Annotated in this window: 32 protein-coding genes; all 32 read left to right on the top strand. The window is 65.7% G+C overall.

Features of this window, described 5'->3' with window-relative positions; all coding sequences use genetic code 11:
- Positions 1 to 151: 151 nt before the first annotated feature.
- Complete coding sequence (rpsL, locus tag QUY26_RS15485) at positions 152 to 523, top strand: 30S ribosomal protein S12 (protein ID WP_003948652.1); 372 nt, start codon at positions 152 to 154, stop codon at positions 521 to 523.
- Between the two features lie 2 nt (positions 524 to 525).
- On the top strand, positions 526 to 996 hold the full coding sequence (rpsG, locus tag QUY26_RS15480) for a 30S ribosomal protein S7 (RefSeq protein WP_003974303.1): 471 nt from the start codon (positions 526 to 528) through the stop codon (positions 994 to 996).
- A gap of 39 nt (positions 997 to 1,035) precedes the next feature.
- Entirely contained in the window at positions 1,036 to 3,162 is a 2,127-nt protein-coding gene (gene fusA / locus QUY26_RS15475; protein WP_289946986.1) for an elongation factor G, read from the top strand.
- A gap of 154 nt (positions 3,163 to 3,316) precedes the next feature.
- Positions 3,317 to 4,510: an elongation factor Tu gene (tuf, locus tag QUY26_RS15470; RefSeq protein ID WP_289946984.1), complete on the top strand. Its 1,194-nt coding sequence runs from the start codon at positions 3,317 to 3,319 to the stop codon at positions 4,508 to 4,510.
- Positions 4,511 to 5,021: 511 nt separating this feature from the next.
- A complete protein-coding gene (rpsJ, locus tag QUY26_RS15465) occupies positions 5,022 to 5,330 on the top strand; it encodes a 30S ribosomal protein S10 (RefSeq protein WP_003948644.1) in 309 nt (102 codons plus the stop codon).
- A 16-nt stretch (positions 5,331 to 5,346) separates the two neighbouring features.
- Positions 5,347 to 5,991, top strand: coding sequence for a 50S ribosomal protein L3 (gene rplC / locus QUY26_RS15460; RefSeq protein ID WP_030359023.1), 645 nt, complete (start codon positions 5,347 to 5,349; stop codon positions 5,989 to 5,991).
- Positions 5,992 to 5,998: 7 nt separating this feature from the next.
- The gene (gene rplD, locus QUY26_RS15455; RefSeq protein ID WP_030359022.1) at positions 5,999 to 6,655 is read left to right on the top strand and encodes a 50S ribosomal protein L4; all 657 of its coding nucleotides are present in this window, start codon (positions 5,999 to 6,001) and stop codon (positions 6,653 to 6,655) included.
- A complete protein-coding gene (gene rplW / locus QUY26_RS15450) occupies positions 6,655 to 7,071 on the top strand; it encodes a 50S ribosomal protein L23 (RefSeq protein ID WP_030359021.1) in 417 nt (138 codons plus the stop codon). Before rplD ends, rplW begins: the two co-directional genes overlap by 1 nt.
- A gap of 39 nt (positions 7,072 to 7,110) precedes the next feature.
- Positions 7,111 to 7,947: a 50S ribosomal protein L2 gene (rplB, locus tag QUY26_RS15445; protein WP_016645178.1), complete on the top strand. Its 837-nt coding sequence runs from the start codon at positions 7,111 to 7,113 to the stop codon at positions 7,945 to 7,947.
- A 12-nt stretch (positions 7,948 to 7,959) separates the two neighbouring features.
- Positions 7,960 to 8,241: a 30S ribosomal protein S19 gene (gene rpsS, locus QUY26_RS15440; RefSeq protein ID WP_003992359.1), complete on the top strand. Its 282-nt coding sequence runs from the start codon at positions 7,960 to 7,962 to the stop codon at positions 8,239 to 8,241.
- Positions 8,242 to 8,282: 41 nt separating this feature from the next.
- On the top strand, positions 8,283 to 8,630 hold the full coding sequence (gene rplV, locus QUY26_RS15435) for a 50S ribosomal protein L22 (RefSeq protein WP_031012097.1): 348 nt from the start codon (positions 8,283 to 8,285) through the stop codon (positions 8,628 to 8,630).
- Entirely contained in the window at positions 8,630 to 9,469 is an 840-nt protein-coding gene (rpsC, locus tag QUY26_RS15430) for a 30S ribosomal protein S3 (RefSeq protein WP_087885483.1), read from the top strand. Before rplV ends, rpsC begins: the two co-directional genes overlap by 1 nt.
- Before the next feature lie 5 nt (positions 9,470 to 9,474).
- Complete coding sequence (gene rplP / locus QUY26_RS15425) at positions 9,475 to 9,894, top strand: 50S ribosomal protein L16 (protein WP_005313579.1); 420 nt, start codon at positions 9,475 to 9,477, stop codon at positions 9,892 to 9,894.
- On the top strand, positions 9,894 to 10,118 hold the full coding sequence (gene rpmC / locus QUY26_RS15420; RefSeq protein WP_010036720.1) for a 50S ribosomal protein L29: 225 nt from the start codon (positions 9,894 to 9,896) through the stop codon (positions 10,116 to 10,118). The genes rplP and rpmC overlap by 1 nt, the downstream gene beginning before the upstream one ends.
- Entirely contained in the window at positions 10,118 to 10,405 is a 288-nt protein-coding gene (rpsQ, locus tag QUY26_RS15415; RefSeq protein WP_030039759.1) for a 30S ribosomal protein S17, read from the top strand. Before rpmC ends, rpsQ begins: the two co-directional genes overlap by 1 nt.
- A 137-nt stretch (positions 10,406 to 10,542) precedes the next feature.
- On the top strand, positions 10,543 to 10,911 hold the full coding sequence (gene rplN, locus QUY26_RS15410; RefSeq protein ID WP_003974257.1) for a 50S ribosomal protein L14: 369 nt from the start codon (positions 10,543 to 10,545) through the stop codon (positions 10,909 to 10,911).
- A gap of 2 nt (positions 10,912 to 10,913) precedes the next feature.
- The gene (rplX, locus tag QUY26_RS15405; protein WP_189728852.1) at positions 10,914 to 11,237 is read left to right on the top strand and encodes a 50S ribosomal protein L24; all 324 of its coding nucleotides are present in this window, start codon (positions 10,914 to 10,916) and stop codon (positions 11,235 to 11,237) included.
- Positions 11,237 to 11,794 (top strand): 50S ribosomal protein L5, encoded by a 558-nt coding sequence (gene rplE, locus QUY26_RS15400; RefSeq protein ID WP_030359018.1) that lies wholly within the window; start codon positions 11,237 to 11,239, stop codon positions 11,792 to 11,794. The genes rplX and rplE overlap by 1 nt, the downstream gene beginning before the upstream one ends.
- A 5-nt stretch (positions 11,795 to 11,799) precedes the next feature.
- A complete protein-coding gene (locus QUY26_RS15395; protein WP_003956452.1) occupies positions 11,800 to 11,985 on the top strand; it encodes a type Z 30S ribosomal protein S14 in 186 nt (61 codons plus the stop codon).
- A gap of 211 nt (positions 11,986 to 12,196) precedes the next feature.
- The gene (rpsH, locus tag QUY26_RS15390) at positions 12,197 to 12,595 is read left to right on the top strand and encodes a 30S ribosomal protein S8 (RefSeq protein WP_158989430.1); all 399 of its coding nucleotides are present in this window, start codon (positions 12,197 to 12,199) and stop codon (positions 12,593 to 12,595) included.
- Positions 12,596 to 12,619: 24 nt separating this feature from the next.
- Positions 12,620 to 13,159 (top strand): 50S ribosomal protein L6, encoded by a 540-nt coding sequence (gene rplF, locus QUY26_RS15385; protein WP_030359016.1) that lies wholly within the window; start codon positions 12,620 to 12,622, stop codon positions 13,157 to 13,159.
- A gap of 3 nt (positions 13,160 to 13,162) precedes the next feature.
- Positions 13,163 to 13,546: a 50S ribosomal protein L18 gene (gene rplR, locus QUY26_RS15380; protein WP_030359015.1), complete on the top strand. Its 384-nt coding sequence runs from the start codon at positions 13,163 to 13,165 to the stop codon at positions 13,544 to 13,546.
- 38 nt (positions 13,547 to 13,584) lie between these two features.
- The gene (rpsE, locus tag QUY26_RS15375; RefSeq protein WP_005313527.1) at positions 13,585 to 14,190 is read left to right on the top strand and encodes a 30S ribosomal protein S5; all 606 of its coding nucleotides are present in this window, start codon (positions 13,585 to 13,587) and stop codon (positions 14,188 to 14,190) included.
- A gap of 2 nt (positions 14,191 to 14,192) precedes the next feature.
- On the top strand, positions 14,193 to 14,375 hold the full coding sequence (rpmD, locus tag QUY26_RS15370) for a 50S ribosomal protein L30 (RefSeq protein WP_005481207.1): 183 nt from the start codon (positions 14,193 to 14,195) through the stop codon (positions 14,373 to 14,375).
- 2 nt (positions 14,376 to 14,377) lie between these two features.
- Positions 14,378 to 14,833 carry a 50S ribosomal protein L15 gene (rplO, locus tag QUY26_RS15365; protein ID WP_289946941.1) on the top strand — a complete coding sequence of 152 codons (456 nt, stop codon included), beginning with the start codon at positions 14,378 to 14,380 and terminating at the stop codon, positions 14,831 to 14,833.
- Positions 14,834 to 15,085: 252 nt separating this feature from the next.
- Positions 15,086 to 16,399, top strand: coding sequence for a preprotein translocase subunit SecY (gene secY / locus QUY26_RS15360; protein WP_289946939.1), 1,314 nt, complete (start codon positions 15,086 to 15,088; stop codon positions 16,397 to 16,399).
- Positions 16,399 to 17,052 carry an adenylate kinase gene (locus QUY26_RS15355; RefSeq protein WP_289946937.1) on the top strand — a complete coding sequence of 218 codons (654 nt, stop codon included), beginning with the start codon at positions 16,399 to 16,401 and terminating at the stop codon, positions 17,050 to 17,052. Before secY ends, QUY26_RS15355 begins: the two co-directional genes overlap by 1 nt.
- A 126-nt stretch (positions 17,053 to 17,178) precedes the next feature.
- Positions 17,179 to 18,015, top strand: coding sequence for a type I methionyl aminopeptidase (map, locus tag QUY26_RS15350; protein ID WP_289946935.1), 837 nt, complete (start codon positions 17,179 to 17,181; stop codon positions 18,013 to 18,015).
- A gap of 218 nt (positions 18,016 to 18,233) precedes the next feature.
- On the top strand, positions 18,234 to 18,455 hold the full coding sequence (infA, locus tag QUY26_RS15345) for a translation initiation factor IF-1 (protein WP_003948620.1): 222 nt from the start codon (positions 18,234 to 18,236) through the stop codon (positions 18,453 to 18,455).
- 57 nt (positions 18,456 to 18,512) lie between these two features.
- Positions 18,513 to 18,626, top strand: a complete 114-nt coding sequence (gene rpmJ / locus QUY26_RS15340; RefSeq protein WP_003948619.1) for a 50S ribosomal protein L36 — start codon at positions 18,513 to 18,515, stop codon at positions 18,624 to 18,626.
- A 221-nt stretch (positions 18,627 to 18,847) separates the two neighbouring features.
- Entirely contained in the window at positions 18,848 to 19,228 is a 381-nt protein-coding gene (gene rpsM, locus QUY26_RS15335; RefSeq protein ID WP_030359010.1) for a 30S ribosomal protein S13, read from the top strand.
- A gap of 65 nt (positions 19,229 to 19,293) precedes the next feature.
- Positions 19,294 to 19,698, top strand: a complete 405-nt coding sequence (gene rpsK / locus QUY26_RS15330; protein ID WP_003948617.1) for a 30S ribosomal protein S11 — start codon at positions 19,294 to 19,296, stop codon at positions 19,696 to 19,698.
- Positions 19,699 to 19,731: the final 33 nt, after the last annotated feature.

The following is a 19,731-nucleotide window of genomic DNA, read 5'->3' as shown; positions in this document are numbered from 1 at the left end:
TTCAACCGCGATGCGGGTCCGATCCGGCCACCGTAATCTGCGCCCTTCCCGCCATTGAGCGGGGGTCTGCAGTATTCGACACACCCGACCGCGTGGGTCGGCGACGTTCCAGGTTAGCTTTACTATTCGGCACACAGAAACCGGAGAAGTAGTGCCTACGATCCAGCAGCTGGTCCGTAAGGGCCGGCAGGACAAGGTCGAGAAGAACAAGACGCCCGCACTCGAGGGTTCCCCTCAGCGTCGTGGCGTCTGCACGCGTGTGTTCACGACCACCCCGAAGAAGCCGAACTCGGCCCTGCGTAAGGTCGCGCGTGTGCGTCTGACCAGCGGGATCGAGGTCACTGCTTACATTCCGGGTGAGGGACACAACCTGCAGGAGCACTCCATCGTGCTCGTGCGCGGCGGCCGTGTGAAGGACCTGCCCGGTGTTCGCTACAAGATCATCCGGGGTTCCCTCGACACCCAGGGTGTCAAGAACCGCAAGCAGGCCCGCAGCCGCTACGGCGCCAAGAAGGAGAAGTAAGAATGCCTCGTAAGGGCCCCGCCCCGAAGCGCCCGGTCATCATCGACCCGGTCTACGGCTCTCCTCTGGTGACCTCCCTCATCAACAAGGTGCTGCTGAACGGCAAGCGTTCCACCGCCGAGCGCATCGTCTACGGCGCCATGGAGGGTCTGCGTGAGAAGACGGGCAACGACCCGGTCATCACGCTGAAGCGCGCGCTCGAGAACATCAAGCCGACCCTCGAGGTCAAGTCCCGCCGCGTCGGTGGCGCCACCTACCAGGTGCCGATCGAGGTCAAGCCCGGTCGCGCCAACACGCTGGCCCTGCGCTGGCTGGTGGGTTACTCCCGCGCCCGTCGCGAGAAGACCATGACCGAGCGTCTGCTCAACGAACTCCTCGACGCCTCCAACGGCCTCGGTGCCGCTGTGAAGAAGCGCGAGGACACCCACAAGATGGCCGAGTCCAACAAGGCCTTCGCGCACTACCGCTGGTAGTCGCTACCCCCATCGAGACCGAGAGAAGACTGAGCCGACATGGCTACCACTTCACTTGACCTGGCCAAGGTGCGCAACATCGGCATCATGGCCCACATCGACGCGGGCAAGACGACGACCACCGAGCGGATCCTGTTCTACACCGGTGTCTCGTACAAGATCGGTGAGGTCCACGACGGCGCTGCCACGATGGACTGGATGGAGCAGGAGCAGGAGCGTGGCATCACGATCACCTCTGCTGCCACCACCTGTCACTGGCCGCTGAACGACGTCGACCACACGATCAACATCATTGACACCCCCGGGCACGTCGACTTCACGGTCGAGGTGGAGCGTTCGCTCCGCGTGCTCGACGGTGCGGTCACTGTGTTCGACGGTGTCGCCGGCGTTGAGCCCCAGTCCGAGACCGTGTGGCGTCAGGCGGACCGCTACGGCGTCCCGCGCATCTGCTTCGTCAACAAGCTGGACCGCACGGGTGCCGAGTTCCACCGCTGCGTCGACATGATCGTCGACCGCCTCGGTGCGACCCCGATCGTCATGCAGCTGCCGATCGGCGCAGAGGCTGACTTCAAGGGCGTCGTCGACCTCGTCACGATGAAGGCCTTCGTCTGGTCCGCCGAGACCAAGATGGGCGAGGCCTACGACATCGTCGACATCCCGGAGACGCACACCGAGGCTGCCGAGGAGTACCGCGGCAAGCTGCTCGAGGCCGTCGCCGAGAACGACGAGCAGATGATGGAGCTGTACCTGGAGGGCCAGGAGCCCACCGAGGAGCAGCTGTACGCGGCCATCCGTCGCATCACCATCGCCTCCGGCAAGGGCGGGGACACCACGGTGACCCCGGTCTTCTGTGGCACCGCGTTCAAGAACAAGGGCGTCCAGCCCCTGCTCGACGCCGTCGTGCGCTACCTGCCCTCCCCCCTGGACGTCGAGGCCATCGAGGGCCACGACGTCAAGGACCCGGAGGAGGTCGTCAAGCGCAAGCCGTCCGACGACGAGCCGCTGTCGGCCCTCGCGTTCAAGATCGCGAGCGACCCGCACCTCGGCAAGCTCACCTTCGTCCGGATCTACTCCGGTCGCCTGGACTCCGGCACCGCGGTGCTGAACTCCGTGAAGGGCAAGAAGGAGCGCATCGGCAAGATCTACCGCATGCACGCGAACAAGCGTGAGGAGATCGAGTCGGTGGGCGCCGGTGACATCGTCGCCGTCATGGGTCTGAAGCAGACCACCACGGGCGAGACGCTCTGTGACGACAAGGCCCCGGTCATCCTGGAGTCCATGGACTTCCCGGCCCCGGTCATCCAGGTCGCCATCGAGCCGAAGTCCAAGGGTGACCAGGAGAAGCTGGGTGTCGCCATCCAGCGCCTCTCGGAGGAGGACCCCTCCTTCCAGGTTCACTCGGACGAGGAGACCGGCCAGACCATCATCGGTGGTATGGGCGAGCTCCACCTCGAGGTGCTCGTCGACCGCATGAAGCGCGAGTTCCGCGTCGAGGCCAACGTCGGCAAGCCGCAGGTCGCGTACCGCGAGACGATCCGTCGGGCCGTCGAGCGCGTGGACTACACCCACAAGAAGCAGACCGGTGGTACCGGTCAGTTCGCCAAGGTGCAGATCGCGATCGAGCCCATCGAGGGCGGCGAGGCGTCGTACGAGTTCGTCAACAAGGTCACCGGTGGCCGCATCCCCCGGGAGTACATCCCGTCGGTGGACGCGGGTGCGCAGGAGGCCATGCAGTTCGGCATCCTGGCGGGCTACGAGATGACGGGCGTCCGCGTCACGCTCATCGACGGTGCCTACCACGAGGTCGACTCCTCCGAGCTCGCCTTCAAGATCGCCGGTTCGCAGGCCTTCAAGGAGGCCGCGCGGCAGGCCAAGCCCGTGCTGCTCGAGCCGATGATGGCCGTCGAGGTCACCACGCCCGAGGACTACATGGGTGAGGTCATCGGCGACATCAACTCCCGCCGTGGCCAGATCCAGGCCATGGAGGAGCGCAGCGGCGCTCGCGTCGTGAAGGGCCTCGTGCCCCTCTCGGAGATGTTCGGCTACGTCGGAGACCTCCGCAGCAAGACGTCGGGTCGCGCAAGCTACTCGATGCAGTTCGACTCCTACGCCGAGGTTCCGCGGAACGTCGCCGAGGAGATCATCGCGAAGGCCAAGGGCGAGTAACTCACCCGAGTACACGCTTTAGGCTTGACTCCGGAGCTTCCGGGTCGTTCCAGCCCCTACCGGGAGGGAACGGCCCGAGCCCCGGGCACCCCAGCAAAGATCACCTGGCGCCGATGAAGTAAGGCGTACAGAACCACTCCACAGGAGGACCCCAGTGGCGAAGGCGAAGTTCGAGCGGACTAAGCCGCACGTCAACATCGGCACCATCGGTCACATCGACCACGGTAAGACGACCCTCACGGCCGCCATTACCAAGGTGCTGCACGACGCGTACCCCGACCTGAACGAGGCCTCGGCCTTCGACCAGATCGACAAGGCTCCCGAGGAGCGCCAGCGCGGTATCACGATCTCCATCGCGCACGTCGAGTACCAGACCGAGGCGCGTCACTACGCTCACGTCGACTGCCCCGGTCACGCCGACTACATCAAGAACATGATCACGGGTGCGGCGCAGATGGACGGCGCCATCCTCGTGGTCGCGGCCACCGACGGCCCGATGCCGCAGACCAAGGAGCACGTGCTCCTGGCCCGCCAGGTCGGCGTTCCGTACATCGTTGTCGCCCTGAACAAGGCCGACATGGTGGACGACGAGGAGATCCTGGAGCTCGTCGAGCTCGAGGTCCGTGAGCTGCTCTCCGAGTACGAGTTCCCGGGCGACGACGTCCCGGTCGTCAAGGTCTCGGCGCTCAAGGCGCTCGAGGGCGACGCCGAGTGGGGCAAGTCCGTCCTCGACCTGATGAAGGCCGTCGACGAGGCCATCCCGCAGCCCGAGCGTGACGTCGACAAGCCGTTCCTGATGCCGATCGAGGACGTCTTCACGATCACCGGTCGTGGCACCGTCGTCACCGGTCGTATCGAGCGCGGTGTCCTCAAGGTCAACGAGACCGTCGACATCATCGGCATCAAGACCGAGAAGACCACCACCACGGTCACCGGCATCGAGATGTTCCGCAAGCTGCTCGACGAGGGCCAGGCCGGTGAGAACGTCGGTCTGCTCCTCCGTGGCATCAAGCGCGAGGACGTCGAGCGCGGCCAGGTCATCATCAAGCCGGGCTCGGTCACCCCGCACACCGAGTTCGAGGCGCAGGCGTACATCCTGTCGAAGGACGAGGGTGGCCGTCACACCCCGTTCTTCAACAACTACCGCCCGCAGTTCTACTTCCGTACGACGGACGTGACCGGCGTCGTGACCCTCCCCGAGGGCACCGAGATGGTCATGCCGGGTGACAACACCGAGATGAAGGTGGAGCTCATCCAGCCCGTCGCCATGGAGGAGGGCCTGAAGTTCGCCATCCGTGAGGGTGGCCGGACCGTCGGCGCCGGCCAGGTCACCAAGATCACCAAGTAAGTACTCCTTGCTTGTTGGTCGGGGAGACCCGGCTGCTCTGAACTGAGCGCAACAAGAGGCCCCGCTCGCCGTTACGGCGGGTGGGGCCTCTTGTCGTGTCCGGGTGGGGGAGGGGCGGGCGCGCCGCTTGACAAGCGGCTCGATTGGCCTTCGTCGTCCCACGTATGGCACACTGTTCAGGTTGCTCGGTTGAGTGCCGATGCTGCGCGCCTCCCGCCGGGAGGACTGGAAGCGAGTCCCACGGTACTCGTCGCCATATCTGCCGTAAGGCAGCACTGTGGCGGACGTACGGGAATCTTCCGGGAAGTGCGGCGCGGTGGCTCGACCAGGCACCCGGTGGGTTTCTTCCCCCGGACCCGCGGTCATCCGGGCCGCAGCCCCTAGCAGGGAAATCCTTCGGGAGATCTGTGTGAGCGGGACTGCGACACGCCCGACCGCGTGGGTCGGAAGGAAGTAGAAAACAGGGCCTTCCGGGGCCAGAGCGTTCGAGACAAAGGACTACTAAGTAGCCATGGCGGGACAGAAGATCCGCATCCGGCTCAAGGCCTACGACCACGAGGTCATCGACTCCTCGGCGAAGAAGATCGTCGAGACGGTGACTCGCACTGGTGCGTCGGTCGCGGGCCCGGTGCCGCTGCCCACTGAGAAGAACGTGTACTGCGTCATCAAGTCGCCGCACAAGTACAAGGACTCTCGCGAGCACTTCGAGATGCGCACGCACAAGCGCCTCATCGACATCCTCGACCCGACCCCCAAGACCGTTGACTCTCTGATGCGACTCGACCTCCCGGCCGGTGTCGACATCGAGATCAAGCTCTGAGGCCGGTGATCTGAGAATGACGAAGCAGATCAAGGGCATCCTGGGCGAGAAGCTCGGCATGACGCAGGTGTGGGACGAGAACAACCGCGTTGTTCCCGTCACCGTCGTCAAGGCCGGGCCCTGTGTCGTTACCCAGGTCCGTACGAATGACTCCGACGGCTACGAGTCGGTCCAGATCGCCTTCGGCGAGATCGACCCGCGCAAGGTGAACAAGCCCCTCAAGGGCCACTTCGCCAAGGCCGACGTGACCCCCCGTCGTCACCTCGTCGAGATCCGTACCGCTGACGCCAGCGAGTACACCCTCGGCCAGGAGCTGACCGCTGAGACCTTCGAGTCCGGCGTCAAGGTCGACGTGACCGGCAAGAGCAAGGGCAAGGGCTTCGCCGGTGTCATGAAGCGCCACAACTTCGGTGGCCTCGGCTCCAGCCACGGCACCCAGCGCAAGCACCGCTCGCCCGGTTCCATCGGTGGCTGCGCCACCCCGGGCCGTGTGTTCAAGGGCCTCCGCATGGCGGGCCGCATGGGCAACGAGCGGGTCACCACCCAGAACCTGACCGTTCACGCCGTTGACGCGGAGAAGGGCCTGCTCCTCATCAAGGGAGCGGTTCCCGGTCCGAACGGCGGCCTCGTCCTGGTCCGTACCGCGGCCAAGGGGGCTTGAGGAACCGATGAGCACCATTGACATCCTTTCGCCGGCAGGCGACAAGGCCGGGACCGTCGAGCTCCCCGCGGAGATCTTCGACGTCGAGAAGGTCAGCATCCCGCTGATCCACCAGGTCGTTGTCGCCCAGCTGGCCGCTGCCCGCCAGGGCACGCACAAGACCAAGACCCGTGGCGAAGTCCGCGGCGGTGGCAAGAAGCCGTACCGCCAGAAGGGCACCGGCCGCGCCCGTCAGGGCTCGACCCGCGCTCCGCAGTTCGCCGGCGGTGGCGTCGTCCACGGCCCCGTGCCGCGTGACTACTCGCAGCGGACCCCGAAGAAGATGAAGGCCGCGGCCCTGCGCCACGCCCTCACCGACCGGGCCCGCAACGCTCGCATCCACGTCGTCTCCGGCGTGATCGAGGGCGAGACGCCGTCCACCAAGGCCGCGAAGAGCCTGCTCGGCAAGATCAGTGAGCGCAAGAACGTGCTCCTGGTCATCGAGCGCTCGGACGAGGCAGCGCTGCTGTCCGCCCGCAACCTGCCCCAGGTCCACATCCTGGAGCCGGGCCAGCTCAACACGTACGACGTTCTCGTCTCGGACGACGTGGTCTTCACCCAGGCCGCGCTGGAGTCCTTCGTGTCTGGCCCCAAGGCCGCTGACACCGAAGGGAGCGAGGCCTGATGGCTATCCGTCACCCCGCTATCGCCTCGAAGGCGGCCAAGGCCGCCAAGGCCGCGCGCGTCGCCAAGGCGCGTCGCCACGCCGCCGAGGGCAAGAACACCGTTGAGACGCCGCTGAGCAAGAGCTTCACGGACCCCCGTGACGTCCTCATCAAGCCGGTCGTCTCGGAGAAGAGCTACGCGCTGCTCGACGAGGGCAAGTACACCTTCGTCGTCGCGCCGGGCGCCAACAAGACCCAGATCAAGCAGGCCGTCGAGGCGGTCTTCTCGGTCAAGGTCACCGGCGTCAACACGCTCAACCGCCAGGGCAAGCGCAAGCGCACCCGCACCGGTTTCGGCAAGCGTGCCGACTCCAAGCGCGCGATCGTGACCCTCGCTGAGGGCGACCGTATCGACATCTTCGGCCAGGCCTCCTAACGGAGCGCCCTGGTCCGAATATCGGACGAGGACTGAGAAATGGGAATCCGCAAGTACAAGCCGACGACGCCGGGCCGCCGTGGCTCCTCCGTCGCCGACTTCGTCGAGGTCACGCGGTCCACGCCGGAGAAGTCGCTGGTCCGCCCGCTGCACAGCAAGGGCGGCCGTAACAACGCCGGTCGTGTGACCGTTCGCCACCAGGGTGGCGGACACAAGCGCGCCTACCGCGTGATCGACTTCCGTCGTCACGACAAGGACGGCGTGCCGGCGAAGGTCGCGCACATCGAGTACGACCCGAACCGCACCGCGCGCATCGCGCTGCTGCACTACGCAGACGGCGAGAAGCGCTACATCATCGCTCCGCGCGGCCTGTCGCAGGGTGACCGGATTGAGAACGGCCCTGGCGCCGACATCAAGCCCGGCAACAACCTCGCGCTCCGCAACATCCCGGTCGGTACCACGATCCACGCGATCGAGCTCCGTCCGGGCGGTGGCGCCAAGTTCGCCCGCTCCGCGGGTGCCTCCGTGCAGCTGCTGGCGAAGGAGGGCTCGATGGCCCACCTTCGTATGCCGTCCGGTGAGATCCGCCTGGTCGACGTGCGCTGCCGCGCCACGGTCGGCGAGGTCGGCAACGCCGAGCAGTCGAACATCAACTGGGGCAAGGCCGGCCGCATGCGCTGGAAGGGCGTCCGCCCGACCGTGCGTGGTGTCGTGATGAACCCGGTTGACCACCCCCACGGTGGTGGCGAGGGCAAGACCTCGGGTGGTCGTCACCCGGTGTCGCCCTGGGGCAAGAAGGAAATGCGTACTCGTGATCGCAACAAGGCGAGCAACAAGTACATCGTCCGCCGCCGCAAGACGAACAAGAAGCGCTAAGGACGGGTTGAGATGCCTCGTAGTCTGAAGAAGGGGCCCTTCGTCGACGACCACCTGATCAAGAAGGTGGACGCCCAGAACGAAGCCGGCACCAAAAACGTCATCAAGACCTGGTCCCGACGCTCGATGATCGTGCCGGCCATGCTTGGCCACACGCTCGCGGTGCACAACGGCAAGACCCACATCCCGGTGTTCGTCACCGAGTCGATGGTCGGCCACAAGCTCGGCGAGTTCTCGCCGACCCGCACCTTCCGCGGCCACGTCAAGGACGACCGCAAGTCGAAGCGCCGCTAAGCGGGGTGTGAACGACTGTGACTAACACCGAAGGGACAACCATGGAAGCCAGGGCCCAGGCGCGGTACATCCGCGTCACGCCCATGAAGGCCCGCCGCGTGGTGGACCTCATCCGTGGCATGGACGCCACGGAGGCTCAGGCGGTCCTGCGTTTCGCCCCGCAGGCCGCGAGCGTGCCGGTTGGCAAGGTGCTGGACAGCGCCATCGCCAACGCTGCACACAACTACGACCACACCGACGCCTCTTCGCTGTACATCAGCGAGGCGTTCGTGGATGAGGGCCCGACCCTGAAGCGGTTCCGTCCGCGCGCCCAGGGCCGTGCCTACCGGATCCGTAAGCGGACCAGCCACATCACCGTGGTCGTCAGCAGCAAGGAAGGAACCCGGTAATGGGCCAGAAGGTAAACCCGCACGGGTTCCGGCTCGGTGTCACGACGGACTTCAAGTCCCGTTGGTACGCCGACAAGCTGTACAAGGACTACGTCAAGGAAGACGTCGCCATCCGTCGGATGATGACGTCCGGCATGGAGCGCGCCGGCATCTCGAAGGTGGAGATCGAGCGCACCCGTGACCGCGTGCGTGTGGACATCCACACCGCTCGTCCCGGCATCGTCATCGGCCGCCGTGGCGCCGAGGCCGACCGCATCCGCGGTGACCTCGAGAAGCTCACGGGCAAGCAGGTCCAGCTGAACATCCTCGAGGTCAAGAACCCCGAGACGGACGCTCAGCTCGTGGCCCAGGCCGTGGCGGAGCAGCTGTCCTCCCGCGTCTCCTTCCGTCGTGCCATGCGCAAGAGCATGCAGTCGGCGATGAAGGCGGGCGCCAAGGGCATCAAGATCCAGTGCGGTGGCCGTCTCGGCGGCGCCGAGATGTCCCGCTCGGAGTTCTACCGCGAGGGCCGTGTGCCCCTGCACACGCTCCGCGCGAACGTGGACTACGGCTTCTTCGAGGCCAAGACGACCTTCGGCCGCATCGGCGTGAAGGTCTGGATCTACAAGGGCGACGTCAAGAACATCGCCGAGGTCCGCGCCGAGAACGCCGCTGCCCGCGCCGGCAACCGCCCGGCCCGTGGTGGCAACGACCGCCCGGCCCGTGGTGGCCGCGGTGGCGAGCGTGGCGGTCGCGGTCGCAAGCCGCAGCAGCAGTCGGCTCCGGCCGCCGAGGCCCCCAAGGCCGAGGCTCCCGCCGCCGCTGCCGCTCCGGCTGAGAGCACCGGAACGGAGGCCTGACCGACATGCTGATCCCCCGTAGGGTCAAGCACCGCAAGCAGCACCACCCCAAGCGCCGTGGCATGGCCAAGGGTGGTACGACGGTTGCGTTCGGCGAGTACGGCATCCAGGCCATGACTCCGGCGTACGTGACCAACCGCCAGATCGAGGCGGCTCGTATCGCGATGACCCGCCACATCAAGCGTGGCGGCAAGGTCTGGATCAACATCTACCCGGACCGCCCGCTGACCAAGAAGCCCGCCGAGACCCGCATGGGTTCCGGTAAGGGTTCGCCCGAGTGGTGGGTCGCCAACGTGCACCCGGGCCGGGTCATGTTCGAGCTGTCCTACCCGAACGAGAAGATTGCGCGTGAGGCTCTGACTCGTGCGGCTCACAAGCTGCCGATGAAGTGCCGGATCGTCAAGCGCGAGGCAGGTGAAGCGTGATGTCGGCCGGTACGAAGGCGTCCGAGCTCCGCGAGCTGGGCAACGAGGAGCTCCTCAACAAGCTCCGCGAGGCCAAGGAAGAGCTGTTCAACCTCCGCTTCCAGGCGGCGACGGGTCAGCTCGAGAACCACGGTCGGCTGAAGGCCGTCCGCAAGGACATCGCGCGGATCTACACCCTGATGCGTGAGCGCGAGCTGGGCATCGAGACGGTGGAGAGCGCCTGATGAGCGAGAGCAACGTGACTGAAGAGACGAAGGCCGCCCGCGGCTTCCGCAAGACCCGTGAGGGTCTGGTCGTCAGCGACAAGATGGACAAGACCGTCGTCGTCGCTGTCGAGGACCGCGTCAAGCACGCGCTGTACGGCAAGGTCATCCGCCGTACGAACAAGCTCAAGGCGCACGACGAGCAGAACGCTGCCGGCGTCGGCGACCGCGTCCTCCTGATGGAGACGCGTCCGCTGTCGGCGACCAAGCGCTGGCGCGTCGTCGAGATCCTCGAGAAGGCCAAGTAGGTAATTCCCGCAAGGGAATTCCCCATAGTTCCGTCCGAGGGGGTTTCCCCTCGGATCAGTTCCGCCAGGCTCGGCAGGGGCCGACTTCGTAAGAGGGAAGCCCCTGCCGGGAACCGGCAGACAAACAGGAGATAGACGTGATCCAGCAGGAGTCGCGACTTCGCGTCGCCGACAACACGGGTGCGAAGGAAATCCTCACCATCCGTGTTCTCGGTGGCTCGGGTCGCCGCTACGCGGGCATCGGTGACGTCATCGTCGCCACCGTCAAGGACGCAATCCCCGGTGGCAACGTGAAGAAGGGTGACGTCGTCAAGGCGGTCATCGTTCGCACCGTCAAGGAGCGCCGTCGTCCGGACGGCTCGTACATCCGCTTCGACGAGAACGCCGCCGTTATTCTGAAGAACGACGGCGACCCTCGCGGCACCCGCATCTTCGGCCCGGTCGGCCGTGAGCTGCGCGAGAAGAAGTTCATGAAGATCATCTCGCTCGCGCCGGAGGTGCTGTAAGCATGAAGATCAAGAAGGGCGACCTGGTCCAGGTCATCACCGGTAAGGACAAGGGCAAGCAGGGCAAGGTCATTGCCGCTTACCCGCGCGACGAGCGCGTCCTGGTCGAGGGTGTCAACCGGGTCAAGAAGCACACGAAGGCCGGCCCGACGGCCAGCGGCTCGCAGGCCGGCGGCATCGTGACCACCGAAGCGCCCGTCCACGTCTCCAACGTCCAGCTGGTCGTGGAGAAGGACGGCAAGAAGGTCGTCACGCGCGTCGGTTACCGCTTCGACGACGAGGGCAACAAGATCCGCGTTGCCAAGCGGACGGGTGAGGACATCTGATGGCTACCACCACGACTCCGCGTCTCAAGACGAAGTACCGCGAGGAGATCGCGGGCAAGCTGCGTGACGAGTTCAAGTACGAGAACGTCATGCAGGTCCCCGGCCTCGTCAAGATCGTGGTCAACATGGGTGTCGGCGACGCCGCCCGTGACTCCAAGCTCATGGACGGTGCCGTCCGTGACCTGACCACGATCACCGGTCAGAAGCCGGCCATCACCAAGGCTCGCAAGTCCATCGCGCAGTTCAAGCTGCGTGAGGGTCAGCCGATCGGTGCCCACGTCACGCTCCGTGGCGACCGCATGTGGGAGTTCCTGGACCGCACCCTGTCGCTCGCGCTGCCGCGCATCCGCGACTTCCGCGGCCTGTCCCCCAAGCAGTTCGACGGCCGTGGCAACTACACCTTCGGTCTCACGGAGCAGGTCATGTTCCACGAGATCGACCAGGACAAGATCGACCGCGTCCGGGGTATGGACATCACCGTGGTCACCACGGCGACCAACGACGCTGAGGGCCGTGCCCTTCTCCGTCACCTCGGCTTCCCGTTCAAGGAGGCGTAAGCGAGATGGCGAAGAAGGCTCTGATTGCCAAGGCTGCTCGTAAGCCCAAGTTCGGTGTGCGTGCCTACACCCGCTGCCAGCGCTGCGGCCGCCCGCACTCCGTCTACCGCAAGTTCGGCCTCTGCCGCGTGTGCCTTCGTGAGATGGCTCACCGTGGCGAGCTGCCGGGCGTGACCAAGAGCTCCTGGTAATCCCCTAGTTGGGATGACCGGACGCTCTCGGTAAGCAATGAGGTTGGTGGGTGGCCCACCGCACATGCCTTAGGCTTGTGTGGTTGGGCGCCTGCCGCCCTCGTACGACTTACTACGCCGTAGGTCCCCGTGCCGCACCCGTCCCGCCGCTGAGTGGGGAGAGGGATGGCGCATACAGGAAACCCCGGCGAGAGAGGCCGAAGGCCAATTCATGACCATGACTGATCCGATCGCAGACATGCTTACGCGTCTGCGGAACGCGAACTCGGCATACCACGACTCCGTGTCGATGCCGCACAGCAAGATCAAGTCGCACATCGCGGAGATCCTCCAGCAGGAGGGCTTCATCACGGGCTGGAAGGTCGAGGACGCCGAGGTCGGCAAGAACCTCGTTCTCGAGCTCAAGTTCGGGCCGAACCGTGAGCGCTCCATCGCGGGCATCAAGCGGATCTCGAAGCCGGGTCTGCGCGTGTACGCGAAGTCCACCAACCTGCCGAAGGTGCTCGGCGGCCTGGGCGTGGCCATCATCTCCACGTCGCACGGTCTGCTCACCGGCCAGCAGGCGGGCAAGAAGGGCGTGGGTGGGGAAGTCCTCGCCTACGTCTGGTAGCGGAAGGGAACGGAGGAAACAGCTATGTCGCGTATTGGCAAGCTCCCCATCACGGTTCCCGCCGGCGTGGACGTCACCATCGACGGGCAGACGGTCTCGGTGAAGGGCCCCAAGGGCACCCTGAACCACACCGTTGTCGCGCCGATCGAGATCGCTAAGGGCGAGGACGGCGTTCTGAACGTCACCCGTCCCAACGACGAGCGTCAGAACAAGGCCCTGCACGGCCTGTCCCGCACGCTGGTGGCGAACATGATCACCGGTGTGACCCAGGGTTACGTGAAGAAGCTCGAGATCAGCGGTGTCGGTTACCGCGTCCTGGCGAAGGGCTCCAACCTGGAGTTCTCGCTCGGCTACAGCCACCCGATCCTGATCGAGGCGCCCGAGGGCATCTCGTTCAAGGTCGAGTCGCCGACCAAGTTCTCGGTCGAGGGCATCGACAAGCAGAAGGTCGGCGAGGTTGCGGCCAACATCCGCAAGCTGCGCAAGCCTGACCCGTACAAGGCCAAGGGCGTCAAGTACGAGGGCGAAGTCATCCGCCGCAAGGTCGGAAAGGCGGGTAAGTAAGCCATGGCATACGGTGTCAAGATTGCTAAGGGCGACGCTTACAAGCGTGCTGCCATCAAGCGCCGTCACATTCGTATCCGGAAGCACATCTCCGGTACGGCCGAGCGTCCGCGCCTGGTCGTGACGCGCTCCAACCGCAACATCGTCGCCCAGGTGATCGACGACGTGAAGGGTCACACCCTGGCGTCGGCGTCCACCCTGGACGCGTCGATCCGCGGTGGCGAGGGCGACAAGTCCGCGCAGGCCAAGCAGGTCGGCGCCCTGGTCGCCGAGCGCGCCAAGGCCGCCGGCGTCGAGACTGTCGTGTTCGACCGTGGTGGTAACCAGTACGCCGGGCGCATCGCCGCCCTGGCGGACGCCGCCCGCGAAGCCGGGCTCAAGTTCTGAGCCGCTTCCGTAGCTAGCGGAAAGAGAGAGGTAATCCAATGGCTGGACCCCAGCGCCGTGGAAGCGGTGCCGGTGGCGGCGAGCGGCGGGACCGGAAGGGCCGTGACGGTGGCGCTGCCGCCGCCGAGAAGACCGCATACGTTGAGCGCGTTGTCGCGATCAACCGCGTCGCCAAGGTTGTGAAGGGTGGTCGTCGCTTCAGCTTCACCGCGCTCGTCGTGGTGGGTGACGGTGACGGCACCGTGGGTGTCGGTTACGGCAAGGCCAAGGAGGTGCCGGCCGCCATCGCCAAGGGTGTTGAGGAGGCCAAGAAGCACTTCTTCAAGGTCCCCCGTATCCAGGGCACCATCCCGCACCCCATCCAGGGTGAGAAGGCCGCGGGCGTCGTCCTGCTGAAGCCTGCTTCCCCCGGTACCGGTGTTATCGCCGGTGGCCCGGTGCGTGCCGTGCTCGAGTGCGCCGGCGTTCACGACATCCTGTCGAAGTCCCTGGGCTCCGACAACGCGATCAACATCGTGCACGCGACCGTGGCGGCCCTCAAGGGCCTGCAGCGTCCCGAGGAGATCGCGGCTCGCCGTGGTCTGCCGCTCGAGGACGTCGCCCCCGCGGCTCTCCTGCGTGCGCGTGCGGGAGCGGGTGCGTAATCATGGCTCAGCTCAAGATCACGCAGACGAAGTCGTACATCGGCAGCAAGCAGAACCACCGCGACACCCTGCGCTCCCTTGGTCTCAAGGGCATCAACACGCAGGTCGTCAAGGAGGATCGTCCCGAGTTCCGCGGCATGGTGCACACCGTCCGCCACCTCGTGACGGTCGAGGAGGTCGACTGATCATGGCGGAGAACAACCCGCTCAAGATCCACAACCTCCGTCCCGCCCCCGGTGCCAAGACCGCGAAGACCCGTGTCGGTCGTGGTGAGGCGTCGAAGGGTAAGACGGCCGGTCGTGGTACCAAGGGCACCAAGGCCCGTTACCAGGTTCCGGAGCGCTTCGAGGGTGGGCAGATGCCCCTCCACATGCGCCTCCCGAAGCTCAAGGGCTTCAAGAACCCGTTCAAGACCGAGTTCCAGGTCGTCAACCTGGACAAGCTCGCCTCCCTCTACCCCGAGGGTGGCGAGGTCACGGTGGCCGACCTGGTCGCCAAGGGCGCCGTTCGCAAGAACAGCCTTGTCAAGGTCCTCGGCCAGGGCGAGATCACCGTGGCGCTGCAGGTGACGGTTGACGCCGTCTCCGGCTCCGCCAAGGAGAAGATCACCGCCGCCGGCGGTACCGTCACCGAGCTCGTCTGAATTTCCCAGGCGTCTCGATGACTTGAGCGATCCCGACCGGGGATGCCCCACAAAAGGGGCATCCCCGGTTGGTCGTTCCAAGGGGGGCACGGTCGCCGGTAAGGTGGCGTGCACTGTTACTTTCCGCGCGGTCTGTCCTCGCGACAGGGCGTGCGGTTCTTGCCTGTTTTACTCGTCGCAAGTTACGTACTTATCCGTCGGACTCACCACCGTCACCTCTGACGCAGTAGCGCGGGGGTCGCAGGAGGCACCGTGCTCACCGCGTTCGCCCGGGCGTTCAAGACGCCCGACCTGCGCAAGAAGCTGCTCTTTACGCTCGGCATCATCGTGATCTACCGGCTCGGTACGCATGTACCGATTCCCGGCGTCGACTACACGAATGTCCAGAAGTGCATTGACCAGGCGAACGCCAACCAGGGCCTGTTCGGTCTGGTCAACATGTTCAGTGGTGGCGCACTGCTGCAGATCACGATCTTCGCGCTCGGCATCATGCCGTACATCACGGCGAGCATCATCTTGCAGCTCTTGACCGTGGTGATCCCGCGCCTGGAAGCCCTCAAGAAGGAGGGCCAGGCCGGCACGGCCAAGATCACGCAGTACACGCGCTATCTGACCATCGCGCTCGCCATCCTGCAGGGCACCGGCCTCGTCGCCACCGCCCGTACCGGCACGCTCTTCAGCGGCTGCTCGGTCGCCTCGGAGATCGTTCCCGACCAGTCGATCTTCGTGACCATCACGATGGTGCTCACCATGACCGCGGGCACCGCCTGCGTGATGTGGCTCGGCGAGCTCATCACCGACCGCGGCATCGGCAACGGCATGTCGATCCTGATGTTCATCTCGATCGCCGCGACCTTCCCCGCCGCCCTCTGGGGCATCAAGAAGCAGGGCGACCTCGCCGGTGGCTGGATCGAGTTCGGCACCGTGATCCTGGTCGGTCTGTTCATGGTCGGCCTGGTCGTCTTCGTCGAGCAGGCACAGCGGCGCATCCCGGTGCAGTACGCGAAGCGCATGATCGGTCGCCGGTCCTACGGCGGTACGTCGACGTACATCCCGCTGAAGGTCAACCAGGCGGGCATCATCCCTGTGATCTTCGCCTCGTCGCTGCTCTACATTCCCGCTCTCGTGGCCCAGTTCGCGGGTGGTCAGTCGGGCTGGAAGACCTGGATCGAGCAGAACCTGACCAAGGGTGACCACCCGATTTACATCGTCACCTACTTCGTCCTCATCGTCTTCTTCGCCTTCTTCTACGTGGCGATCTCCTTCAACCCGGAGGAAGTCGCGGACAACATGAAGAAGTATGGTGGCTTCATCCCGGGCATCCGGGCTGGCCGTCCGACCGCTGAGTACTTGAGTTACGTACTCAACCGGATCACGTGGCCGGGCTCGCTGTATCTGGGTCTGATCGCTCTTGTGCCAACGATGGCGTTGGTGGGCTTCGGCGCGAACCAGAACTTCCCGTTCGGCGGGACGAGCATCCTCATCATCGTGGGTGTGGGTCTGGAGACCGTGAAGCAGATCGAGAGCCAGCTCCAGCAGCGCAACTACGAAGGGTTCCTCCGCTGATGCGTATCGTCCTAGTCGGGCCGCCCGGTGCCGGCAAGGGAACGCAGGCCGCGTTCCTTGCCAAGAACCTGTCGATCCCGCACATCTCCACGGGCGACCTCTTCAGGGCCAACATCAGTCAGGGCACGGCGCTGGGCAAGCAGGCGAAGGCGTTCATGGACGCCGGCAACCTGGTGCCCGACGAGGTGACCATCGGCATGGCCCAGGACCGCATGGCTCAGCCGGACGCCGAGAACGGCTTCCTGCTCGATGGTTTCCCGCGCAACGTCTCGCAGGCCGAGGCGCTGGACGAGGCCCTCAAGGCCGACGGCCAGAAGCTGGACGCGGTCCTCGACCTGGAAGTCCCCGAGGACGAGGTCGTCAAGCGCATCGCGGGCCGCCGTATCTGCCGCAACGACTCCAGCCACGTCTTCCACGTGACGTACAGCCGGCCGAAGAAGGAAGGCGTCTGCGACGTCTGCGGCGGCGAGCTGTACCAGCGCGGTGACGACAAGGAAGAGACCGTGCGCAAGCGGCTCGACGTGTACCACCGCGAGACCGAGCCGATCATCGACCACTACAAGGCCCAGGGCCTGGTCGTGACGATCTCCGCGCTCGGCAAGGTGGACGAAGTCACGAAGCGAGCGATGGCCGCCCTCCAGGGCGACGCCTAGTCATCAGCACGTCGCTTCGGCCGCGGTGCCCTCCCCCAGACTCCGTCCGGGGGGACCCCCAGGGCGCCGCGGCCGTAGTGTTGTGGTGTACCCAACGGTTGCAGGAAGACGGAGAGCGGAACCCCGATGGTGCAGATCAAGACTCCCGAGCAGATCGCGAAGATGCGGGCGGCGGGGCTTGTCGTCGCCGCCATCCACCAGGCGACGCGTGCCGCCGCGGTCCCGGGCGCGACCACCAAGGACCTGGACGACGTGGCCCGCAAGGTCCTCGCCGAGCACGACGCCAAGTCGAACTTCCTCGGGTACGGCGGCTTCCCCGCGACCATCTGCACCTCGAAGAACGAGGTCGTCGTCCACGGCATCCCGAGTGAGGACGTGGTCCTCCAGGACGGCGACATCATCTCGATCGACGCCGGCGCGATCATCGACGGCTGGCACGGCGACGCGGCCTTCACCGCCTTCGTGGGCAGCGGTCACGCTCCGGAACTGGTCGAGCTCTCCCGGGTGACCGAGGAGTCGATGTGGGCCGGGATCGCGGCCATGAAGCAGGGCAACCGGCTCGTCGACATCTCCCGCGCCATCGAGACCTACATCCGCCGCCAGCCCCGCCCGGCCCGCGGCAAGTACGGCATCGTCGAGGACTACGGCGGCCACGGCATCGGCACCGAGATGCACATGGACCCGCACCTGCTGAACTACGTGGAGCGCCGCCGCGGCCGCGGCCCCAAGCTGGTCCCCGGCCTCTGCCTGGCCATCGAGCCGATGGTGTCCCTCGGCACCGCAAAGACCGAGGTCCTCGAGGACGACTGGACGGTCATCACGACCGACGGGACCTGGTCCTCGCACTGGGAGCACTCCGTCGCCCTGACCGAGCAGGGCCCGCTGGTCCTGACGGCCCCCGATGGCGGCAAGGCGAAGTTGGCGGAGTACGGGATCACGGCGGCGCCGGACCCGCTGGGCTGAGGCGCCCGCGGCGGGGCGGGGATGTCGGCCGGGGCGCCGTTCTGTCGTGCCCGGCCCCCTGACCGTGTGCTTGCTTAAGGATCTTCGTGGGCGGGCAGTCATACTCGATTCGTCTTTCCGAGTGCACTGACGTAGACTGACGCGTCGGCTCTCGTGCATTCGCATGTCTGCGTAACGCTCACGGAGTCGATCAAGGTAGTCGATTCGAAGGGCGAAGCGTGGCCAAGAAGCAAGGTGCCATCGAGATCGAAGGCACTGTCGTCGAGTCTCTTCCGAACGCCATGTTCAAGGTGGAGCTCCAGAACGGCCACCAGGTCCTGGCACACATCAGCGGCAAGATGCGCATGCACTACATCCGCATCCTCCCTGACGACCGGGTCGTGGTGGAGCTGTCTCCGTACGACCTGACGCGTGGCCGGATCGTCTACCGGTACAAGTAGATCTTGCCCGCGCCCCGCTCCGGCGGGGTGATGGCACTGACCCGGAGAACCTCACCAATGAAGGTCAAGCCGAGCGTCAAGAAGATCTGCGACAAGTGCAGGGTGATCCGCCGTCACGGCCGGGTCATGATCATTTGCGACAACCCGCGCCACAAGCAGCGCCAGGGCTGACGCACGTACTGCACTCGCAGATTTTCGCGCGACGCACGTAACAGCACATGTGCAGGACCCGTCCCTCTTCAGGTCCACAGCGGTAATGGAGGGCGACACCCCCGGCTCGGAGGCCGGGGACCCAGTTCGTACCGACTCCTCCCGGTGAATTTCCACCCGGAGGGGAACGGCGGTTGGGAGCGGTTCTGCTGAAGACCTCCGAGTATTAACAGGAGCCATGAATGGCACGCGTTGAAGGAGTCGACCTCCCGCGCGACAAGCGCATCGAGGTCGCCCTCACCTACGTGTTCGGCATCGGCCGGACGCTGTCCCAGCAGACGCTGGACGCCACGGGTATCGACCGCAACACCCGCGTTCGCGACCTGTCCGAAGAGGACCTGGTCAAGATCCGCGAGTACGTGGACCAGAACATCAAGACCGAGGGTGACCTCCGTCGCGAGATTCAGGCCGACATCCGCCGCAAGGTCGAGATCGGCTGCTACCAGGGTCTGCGTCACCGCCGTGGCCTGCCCGTCCGCGGTCAGCGCACCAGCACCAACGCCCGCACCCGCAAGGGCCCGCGTCGCGCCATCGCCGGCAAGAAGAAGCCGGGCAAGAAGTAGTCCTCGCTCAGCGGTCTATCGACAGCTGACGCTGCAGGACCGACCACCTCCCGTAGGAGTAAGAGATGCCCCCCAAGGGTCGTCAGGGCGCTGCCAAGAAGGTGCGCCGCAAGGAAAAGAAGAACGTCGCTCACGGGCACGCCCACATCAAGAGCACGTTCAACAACACGATCGTGTCCATCACGGACCCGACCGGCAACGTGATCTCCTGGGCCTCCGCCGGCCACGTCGGCTTCAAGGGCTCGCGCAAGTCCACCCCGTTCGCCGCGCAGATGGCCGCCGAGTCGGCTGCCCGTCGCGCGCAGGAGCACGGCATGCGCAAGGTCGACGTCTTCGTCAAGGGTCCCGGCTCCGGCCGTGAGACCGCGATCCGCTCCCTCCAGGCCACGGGCCTCGAGGTCGGCTCGATCCAGGACGTCACCCCCACGCCGCACAACGGCTGCCGTCCGCCCAAGCGCCGCCGCGTCTGACGTCTCTCACGTCTGACCCGGTGCCGCTCGTGC

Source organism: Streptomyces flavofungini, assembly GCF_030388665.1.
In the GTDB taxonomy this organism is placed as follows: domain Bacteria; phylum Actinomycetota; class Actinomycetes; order Streptomycetales; family Streptomycetaceae; genus Streptomyces; species Streptomyces flavofungini_A.
Note: the sequence above shows the minus strand (reverse complement) of the source record. Positions and strands in the feature narration are given on the sequence as shown.

Excerpts from the sequence above, each read along its gene's own strand:
- rpsG (WP_003974303.1), top strand. The coding sequence starts at position 526 with ATGCCTCGTAAGGGCCCCGCCCCGAAGCGCCCGGTCATCATCGACCCG.
- fusA (WP_289946986.1), top strand. The coding sequence starts at position 1,036 with ATGGCTACCACTTCACTTGACCTGGCCAAGGTGCGCAACATCGGCATC.
- rpsJ (WP_003948644.1), top strand. The coding sequence starts at position 5,022 with ATGGCGGGACAGAAGATCCGCATCCGGCTCAAGGCCTACGACCACGAG.
- rplC (WP_030359023.1), top strand. The coding sequence starts at position 5,347 with ATGACGAAGCAGATCAAGGGCATCCTGGGCGAGAAGCTCGGCATGACG.
- rplD (WP_030359022.1), top strand. The coding sequence starts at position 5,999 with ATGAGCACCATTGACATCCTTTCGCCGGCAGGCGACAAGGCCGGGACC.
- rplW (WP_030359021.1), top strand. The coding sequence starts at position 6,655 with ATGGCTATCCGTCACCCCGCTATCGCCTCGAAGGCGGCCAAGGCCGCC.
- rplB (WP_016645178.1), top strand. The coding sequence starts at position 7,111 with ATGGGAATCCGCAAGTACAAGCCGACGACGCCGGGCCGCCGTGGCTCC.
- rpsS (WP_003992359.1), top strand. The coding sequence starts at position 7,960 with ATGCCTCGTAGTCTGAAGAAGGGGCCCTTCGTCGACGACCACCTGATC.
- rplV (WP_031012097.1), top strand. The coding sequence starts at position 8,283 with ATGGAAGCCAGGGCCCAGGCGCGGTACATCCGCGTCACGCCCATGAAG.
- rpsC (WP_087885483.1), top strand. The coding sequence starts at position 8,630 with ATGGGCCAGAAGGTAAACCCGCACGGGTTCCGGCTCGGTGTCACGACG.
- rplP (WP_005313579.1), top strand. The coding sequence starts at position 9,475 with ATGCTGATCCCCCGTAGGGTCAAGCACCGCAAGCAGCACCACCCCAAG.
- rpmC (WP_010036720.1), top strand. The coding sequence starts at position 9,894 with ATGTCGGCCGGTACGAAGGCGTCCGAGCTCCGCGAGCTGGGCAACGAG.
- rpsQ (WP_030039759.1), top strand. The coding sequence starts at position 10,118 with ATGAGCGAGAGCAACGTGACTGAAGAGACGAAGGCCGCCCGCGGCTTC.
- rplX (WP_189728852.1), top strand. The coding sequence starts at position 10,914 with ATGAAGATCAAGAAGGGCGACCTGGTCCAGGTCATCACCGGTAAGGAC.
- rplE (WP_030359018.1), top strand. The coding sequence starts at position 11,237 with ATGGCTACCACCACGACTCCGCGTCTCAAGACGAAGTACCGCGAGGAG.
- QUY26_RS15395 (WP_003956452.1), top strand. The coding sequence starts at position 11,800 with ATGGCGAAGAAGGCTCTGATTGCCAAGGCTGCTCGTAAGCCCAAGTTC.
- rpsH (WP_158989430.1), top strand. The coding sequence starts at position 12,197 with ATGACCATGACTGATCCGATCGCAGACATGCTTACGCGTCTGCGGAAC.
- rplF (WP_030359016.1), top strand. The coding sequence starts at position 12,620 with ATGTCGCGTATTGGCAAGCTCCCCATCACGGTTCCCGCCGGCGTGGAC.
- rplR (WP_030359015.1), top strand. The coding sequence starts at position 13,163 with ATGGCATACGGTGTCAAGATTGCTAAGGGCGACGCTTACAAGCGTGCT.
- rpsE (WP_005313527.1), top strand. The coding sequence starts at position 13,585 with ATGGCTGGACCCCAGCGCCGTGGAAGCGGTGCCGGTGGCGGCGAGCGG.
- rpmD (WP_005481207.1), top strand. The coding sequence starts at position 14,193 with ATGGCTCAGCTCAAGATCACGCAGACGAAGTCGTACATCGGCAGCAAG.
- rplO (WP_289946941.1), top strand. The coding sequence starts at position 14,378 with ATGGCGGAGAACAACCCGCTCAAGATCCACAACCTCCGTCCCGCCCCC.
- QUY26_RS15355 (WP_289946937.1), top strand. The coding sequence starts at position 16,399 with ATGCGTATCGTCCTAGTCGGGCCGCCCGGTGCCGGCAAGGGAACGCAG.
- map (WP_289946935.1), top strand. The coding sequence starts at position 17,179 with ATGGTGCAGATCAAGACTCCCGAGCAGATCGCGAAGATGCGGGCGGCG.
- rpmJ (WP_003948619.1), top strand. The coding sequence starts at position 18,513 with ATGAAGGTCAAGCCGAGCGTCAAGAAGATCTGCGACAAGTGCAGGGTG.
- rpsM (WP_030359010.1), top strand. The coding sequence starts at position 18,848 with ATGGCACGCGTTGAAGGAGTCGACCTCCCGCGCGACAAGCGCATCGAG.
- rpsK (WP_003948617.1), top strand. The coding sequence starts at position 19,294 with ATGCCCCCCAAGGGTCGTCAGGGCGCTGCCAAGAAGGTGCGCCGCAAG.